This window comes from Halosimplex amylolyticum (genome assembly GCF_051414035.1).
GTDB lineage: Archaea > Halobacteriota > Halobacteria > Halobacteriales > Haloarculaceae > Halosimplex > Halosimplex amylolyticum.
This window is the reverse complement of sequence record NZ_JBLKNW010000018.1, coordinates 1-1629: the sequence shown is the minus strand read 5'-3', so window position 1 is coordinate 1629 and position 1629 is coordinate 1. Positions and strand designations below refer to the sequence as shown.

Below are 1629 nucleotides of genomic sequence, written 5' to 3'. Positions count from 1 at the left end.
CTTTGTGCATCAAAGTTTAAGACAGGCTGGTACGTTGGGCGGAGCAGGAGCGAGACGCCCGGCACTACGGAAGTAGGGATATGAGGATGTTGTCGCCAGCCGACGTGTGTGTCCGTCGGCCGGGTGTGTCGCTCTTTCGAGCGAACATATGCACAGGAAAATCCCACCCGGTCAAAAGTCAGGTACCGAGCAGAATCGTCCAGAACCCGGTTTCACTTTCACCCGCTGTATAGCGATTTTCTGGGGGACGGGTCCGGTTACCAATTACTTTCACTTTCACTACGCGTACAAGGCTGACTCCTTTTACAAGGGCGACAGAACATGCGCACTGGCTCGTGGTCGCCCTCCGCGGATGCCTGCACTTTGGACAGGTCTGGCACCCGCGGATAGCGGCCACGGTGCCCCCAACAGAGCGAGGTACACCATGCGATGCAACCAGCGGAACGACTGTAAGTTTGCGCATCGAGTCGAAAGTAATCAGTCTGATAGCCAGGGGTGGGCCGCATGAGCGACGACTTGGACCCCATCACGCCCCACGCCGCGGTTAACTACTACTTGGATACTCGCCAGTACGAGCTCGCCGACGAGACGTACCAGTCTCACCAGTACCGACTCGACTCTTTCGCCCGGTGGCTCACCGACGAGGAGAAGGGCGACGGCGAGATCTCGAACATGAACGACGTGGATCTGCGAACGGTCCACGCCTACCGTGTGTTCAAGCGGGAGGAGAACTGGCCGGACGAGGACCCGTGTAACACCGTCTCCATGTCGGGCCAGGTGTCTACGCTCCGGGTGTTCTTCGAGCGTCTGGCCGATATCAAAGCGGTCCCGTCCGGCTTCCACGAGCGGATCCGTCTCCCGAAAGTACCGGACGGTGAAGACGTAGACGAACGGGTACTAGACGCGGAGCGCGCGAACGCGATTCTCGACCACTTCCATAGCTGGGAGTACGCAACGGCGCATCACGTCACGTTCCTGTTGTTCTGGCGCACTTCGTGCCGTCTGGGCGGACTTCGGTCGCTCGACGTGTCGGACTTCGATCCAGACGAGAACGCGCTGAGCTTCCGACACCGCCCGGACGAGGGTACCCCGCTGAAGAACAAGTACGGTAGTGAGCGCGACGTTTCTCTGAAGCCGCACGTCGCCGAAGTGATTCAAGATTACATCGAAGGGCCAAACCGCAACGAGGTGACGGACGACTACGGTCGGGAACCGCTCATCACTACGGAACATGGGCGTCCCTGCACCAGCACACTCCGGAACTGGATGTACTTCTGGACCCAGCCTTGCCGTCTGGGAGAGAAGTGCCCGGAGGGTCGTGACCCAAACGAATGCGAGGCCCGTCGTCACGGGAATCTGAGTCAGTGCCCGATGGTGTTCTCCCCGCATCCGATTCGAGCAGGGAGTATTACCGCCCACCGTGACGCTGGCACACCCCGCGAGGTCGTGAGCGACCGAGGGGACGTGTCGGAGAAGATCTTGGAGAAGCACTACGACCAGGCTTCGAAGCGTCAGCGAATGCGCCGCCGCCGAGACTTCATCCCGGAGGATCTATGAAAATCGACAGCCCGCAGTTGGTTCGGTCAGAGTCGCAGCGTTACGTTGGGTCGGCATTCCCGCGTTGGCCCA

The 1629-nt window shown here is 60.0% G+C and carries 1 protein-coding gene; it reads left to right on the top strand.

From position 1 onward, the window contains the following. The first annotated feature begins 504 nt into the window (after nt 1–504). Nucleotides 505–1557 carry a tyrosine-type recombinase/integrase gene (locus ACMGFE_RS25970; RefSeq protein ID WP_436928173.1) on the top strand — a complete coding sequence of 351 codons (1053 nt, stop codon included), beginning with the start codon at nt 505–507 and terminating at the stop codon, nt 1555–1557. Nucleotides 1558–1629: the final 72 nt, after the last annotated feature.

Excerpts from the sequence above, each read along its gene's own strand:
- ACMGFE_RS25970 (WP_436928173.1), top strand. The coding sequence starts at position 505 with ATGAGCGACGACTTGGACCCCATCACGCCCCACGCCGCGGTTAACTAC.